7 protein-coding genes are annotated in these 9,309 nt (G+C 37.0%); 4 read left to right on the top strand and 3 right to left on the bottom strand.

The annotated features are described in order from the left end of the window. Positions 1-78: 78 nt before the first annotated feature. The 4 genes from JW794_02615 (at position 79) to JW794_02600 (ending at position 6,173) form a co-directional block, all read left to right on the top strand. Complete coding sequence (locus JW794_02615; GenBank protein ID MBN2017017.1) at positions 79-369, top strand: DUF4342 domain-containing protein; 291 nt, start codon at positions 79-81, stop codon at positions 367-369. Between the two features lie 79 nt (positions 370-448). Next, complete coding sequence (locus JW794_02610) at positions 449-2,338, top strand: PTS sugar transporter subunit IIA (GenBank protein ID MBN2017016.1); 1,890 nt, start codon at positions 449-451, stop codon at positions 2,336-2,338. A 329-nt stretch (positions 2,339-2,667) separates the two neighbouring features. Continuing rightward, positions 2,668-4,743, top strand: coding sequence for a T9SS type A sorting domain-containing protein (locus JW794_02605; GenBank protein MBN2017015.1), 2,076 nt, complete (start codon positions 2,668-2,670; stop codon positions 4,741-4,743). Between the two features lie 173 nt (positions 4,744-4,916). Further along, positions 4,917-6,173 carry a M20/M25/M40 family metallo-hydrolase gene (locus JW794_02600; protein MBN2017014.1) on the top strand — a complete coding sequence of 419 codons (1,257 nt, stop codon included), beginning with the start codon at positions 4,917-4,919 and terminating at the stop codon, positions 6,171-6,173. A 7-nt stretch (positions 6,174-6,180) separates the two neighbouring features. Here JW794_02600 and JW794_02595 read toward each other — a convergent pair whose 3' ends face one another. The 3 genes from JW794_02595 to JW794_02585 form a co-directional block, all read right to left on the bottom strand. Continuing rightward, complete coding sequence (locus JW794_02595; protein ID MBN2017013.1) at positions 6,181-7,863, bottom strand: hypothetical protein; 1,683 nt, start codon at positions 7,861-7,863, stop codon at positions 6,181-6,183. A 4-nt stretch (positions 7,864-7,867) separates the two neighbouring features. Further along, on the bottom strand, positions 7,868-8,992 hold the full coding sequence (rffA, locus tag JW794_02590) for a dTDP-4-amino-4,6-dideoxygalactose transaminase (GenBank protein ID MBN2017012.1): 1,125 nt from the start codon (positions 8,990-8,992) through the stop codon (positions 7,868-7,870). Positions 8,993-8,995: 3 nt separating this feature from the next. Next, the coding region (locus JW794_02585) for a WbqC family protein (GenBank protein MBN2017011.1) at positions 8,996-9,309 on the bottom strand (314 nt) is incomplete at its 5' end.

The raw sequence follows: 9,309 nt of genomic DNA, 5'->3' as shown, positions 1-9,309 counted from the left end.
TATAATTATTCCTATTTATTGACATAATAAGGGAAAAAACTAAGAAAAAGTAAATTACTCATCTATCAAGGAGCATATATGGATAAGAAAAAAATGGATGAATTCAAAGTTAAGGGTGAAGAGCTTCTTGGAAAAGTGAAAGAAGTCATACATGAAGGCAATATCCGCAAGATCATCATCAAGAATGACAGTGGAAAAACCTATCTTGAAATTCCTGTAACCATCGGTGTTGTCGGTCTCGTTCTGGCTCCGGTTTGGGCAGCTGTTGGTGCTCTCGCAGCACTTGCTTCTTCTTTCACCATTCAGGTTATTAAAAAAGAAGAAAAGCAACCGGAAAAGAAAAAAGAGGTTCCAGCCAAGAAAGAATAATCATCTTTAAAACGCGAGGTAAGGGGTTCCTGAAATAAGGAACCCTTTGTCATATAAGAACAATTTAAGGGAATAAATCATGGAACTTAATTACATGAAAATGCAGATCTTCGAGATCGGTCTGCTCATTCTTGCAGCATATATCGGTGGTATGATTGCCCGAAAACTCAAGATCGGAGAGGTGATCGGACAGATTTTTGGGGGAATTCTTGTTGGTCCGCATTTTCTTGAGATTGTTCATAAATTTCTTGTGAACCATGAGGGACTTAAACAAATATTTTTCTTCAAACCTATTTACCATTTCTATGATACCACGTTTCCCGAATATGCTAATATTCTCGAAAGCTATCATTTCTTTGTTTTTCTCTTTCTTGGATTAATCGCATTCTCAATCGGTGAGGAACTACATCTTGACCGTATAAAAGAGGTGGGAGCAAAAGCAGCAATAATCTGTGTAATCCAGGGCTTGTTAACATGGGGATTGCTCTTCCTTGGTTTCAGGTTCATCTTTCATTTTGATGTCATCCTTTCTTTGATACTTGGTTCGATCGGTATCGCAACTGCTCCTGCGTTGACGTTTCTGCTCATGAATAAACTCCGCATTGAGGGATCGTTACGTAAGATTTTAGCAAATGTGATCGTTCTGGATAATATCATGGAAGTGGTATTCTTTTCTTTGTTTTTGAGTATTGGAGTTGCTCTTAGCAAGGGTGGGAATCTTTCATCACTTTCATTAACTGGTTATATAATAAAGGACTTGCTTCTTGCGATCCTCATCGGGGGAGCAGTATTTTTTATTTTGAAGCTTACGATAAAAAAGCGACTGCCGGAAGACGTTCGTTTTGCAGAATCAGATTCCTTTCTTTCGACGGTGCTATCAGAGCATCCAACCCCATCTGTTGAGATCCTGCTTATTATTTTAGGAGTCGTGTCGATCGGTGTTGCTGTTGCAATTCATTTCAACCTGCCCTTCCTGATAACAGCTGTAGTTGCTGGTGTTCTTATCTCGAATTTCCATTCCCATGCGATTTTTGATTCACTCAAGATTGAGAATGTCATGCCTATCATGAATCTGCTTTTTTTTGCTATCATCGGCGCAAGTGTACGATTGGAGAGTTTTTCAAAAGAAACGATCATATTCGTGATCGCATACCTCATTTTAAGGACTATTGCAAAATTATTTGGGAACTGGCTTGGATGTAAGGTTACAAAGCAGGATCCCAAAGTGACAGCCAGTCTGCCCAAACTCATGCTTCCACAAGCAGGTGTAGCAGCAGTTGAAACGATCCTCGTTGCAGCAATGCTCAAAGGACATGGGGGAGGAATTATTTTTGATACGATCATACCTGCACTGGTTATCTTCGAACTTGTCGGCGCATGGCTGTCTGAGCGAACGCTTATCAAGTGGAAGAACTGGACGGTTGGCGAGCGCGAAGCACTTCTTACTGCTGATGTCTCAGAACAGAAGATGTCTCTTTCTAATTTAGTACAAGACCGTATTATTGAGATGATGGCTTCGAACAAGGAGCAGGCAGTTTTTGAACTTTCCCAGCTTTTTGTAAAAGAAATGATCGTTCCCGAGACCAAGATCATTACTGATTCTGTGATTGCCCGTGAAAAACTTGCCAGTACTGCAATCGGGAATGGTATAGCCCTTCCACACTGCAGAATATCCTCGATTGATACAACGAAAGTTGCTTGTGGTTTTCTGAAAAATCCAATAGATTGGAATGCTCCGGACAAAAAACCAGTTGATCTTATATTTTTAATCATCACACCGGACCGTTTCCCGGAACAGCATCTTCAGGCGATAAAATCGATCAGCCTTGCACTGAAAATTCCTGAGTTTAAGAAAAACCTTAAATACGCACTTGAAACAGATCAAGCACAAACATATATAAAAAATATTTCAGCCCAGGAAATAACTTCATCACAGGAACCGGATTTGATTGTGCAAAATAAAAGCTGATAAATAGTTATTTTAGTGCACTAAAAATCTTGACACTAAATCTTTTGTTTTTGTAGAAATTTTTATATCGTATCTTGTTATTCAATTCGGATTGAACCTGAATCAATCTTTGCAATTCTTCATTCTTTTCTGATCGGAAAATCGAAACCTTACAACACCATATCTGAAACAAAAACTCTTTTTTGAGTACCAGTGTGATAATGAATACTTTCGGAGGTTCCATGAAGAAATTTATGTTAATATTTTTATTGTTTACAATTCCTTGCTTCTTGTTCTCACAAACTCCTTCTGATTTAGTTACTCCAAATGTAGCTTATCCAGGTTTAAATATGGGTGTAAATATAATCGTACCTGTTGATTTTATTGTGTATGGGGTTGCGATATGGTGCTGGATTGAAAGTGGAACCTATACCTGCGATTGCTTAACCGTTACCTCTGAATCTCCTCGATGTGTATTTGCTACTTTTAGCATCCCATATTATTTTCCGGTTGGTTCTTGTGATATTTGGGTGTATTCTGAAGCAGAACCGGATCCCTGGGCTGCACCTTTTGAAATTGTTCCTGATTTTGCTCTTCCATATATTACATGTTGTCAACCAAATTATGCTATTCAAGGTGAATCAATTGATGCAATAATTACTGCTGTTGCTGCTTCTTCTTACGATCCTATGGCTTTACTATTACATGATATTGAAACTATTCCAGCAACTTCGGTCCAACAGACTGGAGTTGATGAATTTATTGCATCATTCAATATTCCTTCGTATACGACACCCGGTGATTGGCTCTTGGTTTTGCATAACTTAGAGGTAAACGGTACAGAGGGACTAAATATAAATACTTCTTTCCCGATTTACTCAAATTTAACAGGCAATTTATGTGGATTGGTTGTTAAGGGGGGAACACGTGATTTCATTGAAGGAGCAACAATTACCTGTACGTATAAATCAACTCTATCAACTGAAACTGGTTATAATTTGGACGATATTCCGATTGGTAATCACTTGGCAAGTTGTTCTGCTGATGGATTTTTTTCTTCTGAAGATTTTGTAACCATTGAAGTAGGTCAAACAGCTGGATTGAATTTTGTTCTTGATTGGACAACATGTAATCCAGATCCATCCTCAATATTTAAGCATGTCCCACCTAATGATACTCATCAAAGTTCGGTAGAGTTAATAAATTTGGGTAACACGGATTTTTCGTATAATGCTGGATTTACTGTATGGTACCCAAAAGAAAAAAATTTTGGTGACTTGCTTTTCAGTTTTGATGCTACAGCAGTTACAGGATCAACGAAACTTTTTGGTATAAATACTGACGGTTCGTATTTATATCTTACTGATTATGATATCTCTGAGTTCCATCAATTAGAATTAGATGGCACACTGGTTAATACATTTTCAATCCCCGGTGTATCTGAAGTTCGAGGGCTTGCTTATGACGGGACATATTTCTATGGTGGAAAAAGAGAAATGTACTTCTGGGAAATGGATTTTGGTTCACAATCTCTGATAAGTACAACTAATACTTTGATGCAAATAAGAGCAATAACCTATGATCCGATCAATGATGGATTCTGGGTTAATAATTGTCTGACGGATCTGCGTTTTATTGACAGATCAGGTATTCAATGGGACCTTATTGCTAGTCCCGGATATATGATGAGCGTTGCGTACGATGGGTTTTCAGACGGGGGTCCCTATTTGTGGTGCTTCAGAGGTATAAACGGTCCTATCCAGGATTGTTGGATTGAGCAAATAGATATTGCTACAGGTCAACCTACGGGAGTTGAAATACAGGTCAATAATGATCTTGGAGACGGGTATGCTGCTGGACTGTTCTGCAGCGATCAAATTATTCCAGGAAAAGTTGTGCTAGGTGGTATTATTTCTCAGGACACACAGGATGTTGTGTTTGGATACGAAATAAAATCCGACAGCTGGGCTACTATTACCGAGAATGCGTCAGGTACGATTCCCGCGGAAGGATCTACAGAGATGACAGTGGTACTTAATGCAACCGGAATGTCAGCAGGTGAAACTCATTATGGAAAAATAATAATTGAACACAACGGGAGTGATACAACAGATGTTGTTATTCCTGTTACAATGGTAGTAAGCTATGATGTTGATGAACCTCCAACATCACAAACATCTTTTGCAAATCATTATCCTAATCCTGCTACAGGTTCTGTTGAAGTAAACTATACAATACCACACATGCATGAAGGTGAAGAAATCCCGATCAACATCTACAATATTCGAGGTCAACTCATCAATTCTGTTCAAGGAAAAGATGGTTATGCGATCTGGAATACAGAGAAAATTTCTTCAGGTATTTACTTCTACAAAATACAAAGAGATGATATTGAGTTAGTAAATAAAGTACTTATCATAAAATAATGAATTGCTGAGAGTATTATTGAATGTAATCGAGGGAGGGAATTATGAAAAGTACTTTTTACAGAAATGTATTCTGAATGTTAAACTAGATGCATATATATTTTGACACGATTCATCATAAAAGAAATTCTATGTAGATGAATTTTATGTAAAATATCTATACAGGAGACTTCATGATAAATCATTTTAAGATCATAAAAGAGCTGGATTTTGTAAGGATTGCAGGTACTGAAGGAGAGAAAAGAGCACGAGAGATCATTTCAGGATATTGCAGAGAATTGGGCTTAGAACCGAAAACCGAATCTTTTGATATCATTACTTTTGAACCGGGTACAGCACAAATCAGCGCAGATAATCTCAAAATTAATGCAGTTCCTTTTGGATTGAATGACAGCATCGAGCTTGAAGGGGAGTTTGTCTTTTTAGAAAACAAAGACGTCATAGCTTATAATAAGAACGCATATAAAGATAAGATCGTAGCGTCAATGGGGTATACCCGAAAGCTTGGACCTGACCTCAAGAAAAGCGGTATCAAAGCATATATTGTGATCGGGAGACCGGAAAGAGAAGCTCTGAGTCTGTCACACAGGCAGTCACTTCATCCTGATGGATATGTGCCAATGGTTACAGTCTCCTATAATGATGGATTGAAGCTGGCACAAAAGACTGGCTCTTCAATAAAAATTTCCATATCCCAGAAGGTTCATAAAAAGAAAGCACATAATATCATTGTTAATGTTCCTGCAGTGAAAAAAAAGGATGACAATCTAACACTTGCAGTGGGACATTATGATACAGTCTCACGAAGCCCGGGTGCATCTGATAATGCAGGCGGGACCATATCTCTTATCAAAGCTCTTGAGCACTTTTCAAAACATCCTCCCAAACGAGATCTGCGTGTCATATTTTTCTCTGGAGAAGAGCTTGGACTCAGAGGTAGTCAGCATTATGTAAAATCTCATCTCGATGAAATAAAAGAGAAGGTTGGTTTGATACTCAATCTCGATGTGTCCGGCGATCCGATCGGATCTGATGGTATGATGGTTGTTGGCACCAATGAACTTCTCGGGTATTGTGATGGCCTTATGAAAGAAGCCGGTGTCTTGTACGAAGCAAAACTCGATATCTACAGCAGCGATAATATGCCTTTTGCTGTATATGAAGTTCCTTCTGTAAATATAGCTCGATTCGGTGGTAAGGCTTCCTTCCACATACACACTCCGGGAGATAGTAAACGTAATGTCTCCTCACAGGGTTATAACAATACGATCACCACAGCAATTATCCTCCTCAAGCATATTCTCAATGCAGAAATATATCCTGTAAAGAAGGAGATCGACTCATCCCTGAAAGATAAGATCGAGAAGTATATCTGGAACCTTAACTATGAAAAACCCGAACTTGAATGGGAACCGAGATATAAAAAATAAGAGAAAATTATAGTTGATAAATATATAATTTATAGTAATATTTCGGGGTATCACTGACTAATTGTAACTTGATACCGATTTCATCAGCATTGTTTATCTTTGAAGTAGAAAAGAGATATTTCACATCAAATTTTCGCAATTCCGAAAGATTTAACTCACAAGATATTTCAGGGATATTCTTTTTGATGAAATGCTGATCATAATAATTTTTGCCTATCGCATCATCAAATAAAAACAATGCCGAACCGTGATGTATGAAATAGTCTGTGAGGATTTCGGATGATCCAAGTTCATCCTTGATTACTTTATAGAATTTCTCCTTAAATTCAATTGGATAGTAAGCGCTGAAAGAGCCAATCGTCTTAAATCCATTATAATTTGCAACAGCAGGAAAAAAACCAATACATCCTATGCGATATTCAGCGTTACAATCATCAACTTGAAGTTTGATTTCATCAAATTGTTGCTCGGACATAAATTCTTTGAATGTTGGATGTCCACGGTAAGTTTTTATTGTTGAGTATGAGAAGTTTATAACTATTTGTGCGAGAAGTAGGATCGTGATTATTCCAAGTGCGATACTCTTTTTTTTATAGATATCATAAAAATACTTTATACACAAAGCCCAGAGAATATACAAGATCAGAGTCTTGAGAACATAAATTCTGCTGAAATTGAATCCGATATTTAATGTATCATACAAAAAAGAGAATGGACGGAAAAAGTATATTCCATATATGAAGACTAGTACACACTGCAAGCCCCATAATCCAAGAATTATTTTTTTTTCTTGTTTCTTCCCGAATTTCAATATAATAATTGAGAAAATAAGACAAGTAGGAAAAATGAGATACGAATGATACGAATGAGAGAGTTTTATTGAATTGAAAAATAAAAATAACATATTCTTTAAAGAATCTACAAAATTGTACTTTTCCATCACTTGTACAGCTCGATTCGTCGGGATTTTCAATATCAATAGATTATAAAAAACAGGGAAATGACTTATTACTGCAAGAAGGAAGAAGAGAACTGAAGCGAGGAAGAAATGGAGGTTGGTTCTGCGCTTTATTAGAAAATATATGTTGAGAATTATAAGAAGGATGAAAATGTATATTCCTGAAAAAAAGAAATTTGAATACAATGAATAGACAACGATAATAAGATAAGAAAGTGCAATATAACGATTTTGATAGATGTTGATAAAACCCAAAATAAGAAGGGGAATGCCGGCTATTGATAGATTTCCCTGAGGCCAGAATGGTAAAGAAATCCAGGCCAACGAAAAAATAACGGAAACGTAATCTGGCAATTTCCTTTTGAATATGAAAATCTTAAGTAAAAAGAACATTCCGATAAATGAGAGCACACGATAGAAAAATTCATTGAATACATATCCCCAGAAATAATCAAATAAGAAAAATAATTTATCCAGTTTAAAGTGTGATACGTGGAAGATACTATGAGCCGTTGGTAATGTATATTCCTTGGTATCAGAATTGGGATAGAAATTTGCCCTATACTTCCCATCAAAAATTCCCTGCATATTCAACTGGTTAAGGTTGTCGTGAATCGGAATAAAGACGTTTTTTCCGCGAATCAAATATGGAGAGAAATACAATGCAAACAGAACAACAACGAGAAGAATGATGAAAATTCTTGTTTTAAAGAAATTTCTTCTCGTGTTCATAATTTTATGTTAAGAATTGCCTTACATGATGAACAATTTCAGTAATATAATCAGGAATAAAACCGAAAAAAAGAGGAAGCCGGAGAATGGTTTGGCTGACCTTGTCCGTAACAGGAAGTTGTGTTTCAGAGTATTTCCCTTGCCAAAAAGGAGCACTATGCAGAGGAATATAGTGAAACACTGTCTGGATTCCTCGCTTTTCCAGGTATTGTATCAGTAGTTTTCTTTCATTTGAGTTTGATAACATAATGTAGAAAATATGTGCATTTGATTGTATATGTGAAGACGTGGGTGCAAGAGAATCAGATGGTAAGAATCGCGAGAGCAGCTCATAATATAAATTCCAATTATTCAGGCGTTCATGAGTAATTTCTGTAAGATGCAGCAACTGGGTGTACAAAAAAGCTGCCTGTAGTTCTGACATAAGAAAATTTGAGCTGCTCGATATCCATGTATAATTGTCTGACTCGCCCTTTTCAAATTCTCCTCGATTTGTTCCTTTATCATACAGATAAGTGGCTTCCTCAATCATGTCAGGATTGTTTACAAGTAAAGCTCCGCCTTCTCCGCATTGGATATTTTTTGTCTCGTGGAAACTGATAACTGCAAAGTCGCCAAAACTTCCCAAAGGTTTGTCTTTGTATTTTGTGCCAAGCGCCATGGCTGCATCTTCGATTAAGAGTATATTATGTTTTTTACAGATTGCAGTGATTTCATCCATTTCACAGGAGAAACCACCATAATGAACTATGACAACAGCTTTTGTCTTCTTTGTAATCAGTTTCTCGAGTTGATTATTATCAATATTTTTCATGTCTTTTCTGATGTCACACCAGACTATTTTCGCTCCGTTTCGCACAAATGGATTTGATGAAGCAATATAAGTAAATGAAGGCATGATGATTTCATCACCGGGCTGTAGATGCAGGATTATGGCGCACATTTCCAGCGCAGCAGTACAGGATGAAGTCATAAAAACTTTCTTTGCTAAAGTGATTTTTCCTATTAGTGTTGCACATTTTTTGCAGAATTCACCTCTCCCTGAAAATTTCCTATTTGATATAACTTTTTCCAAATATTTCTGCTCATCTCCCCATACACACGGTATATTAAATGGAATTCTCATCATTTTTTATCCCCAGATGTACTTGTGTGCCTTTGATCCGGTGCAGAAAAGCATATCAAGAATCGAGACATTATGTGAAAATTTTCCCCATGGCTGATCATAGATTGGATAGTGCGAGTAATCCATAAATTCGATCTCGATGCTGTTCTTTTTGAATAGTTCTGGTTTTATATATGCTTGAGCAGAAGGACCGGTAAGATAGTGTGTTCCACCAAGCTGTTTAACGATCGAGATGATCTTTTCGTTTTTTCCACTCATGAGTGTATAATCAGTTGAGTTAGAGGATTCTGTACGAATACCTAATATTTTAGCAATCTCTT

The sequence above is a fragment of the Candidatus Cloacimonadota bacterium genome, from assembly GCA_016932035.1.
Classification (GTDB): Bacteria; Cloacimonadota; Cloacimonadia; order JGIOTU-2; family JGIOTU-2; genus Celaenobacter.
Note: the sequence above shows the minus strand (reverse complement) of the source record. Positions and strands in the feature narration are given on the sequence as shown.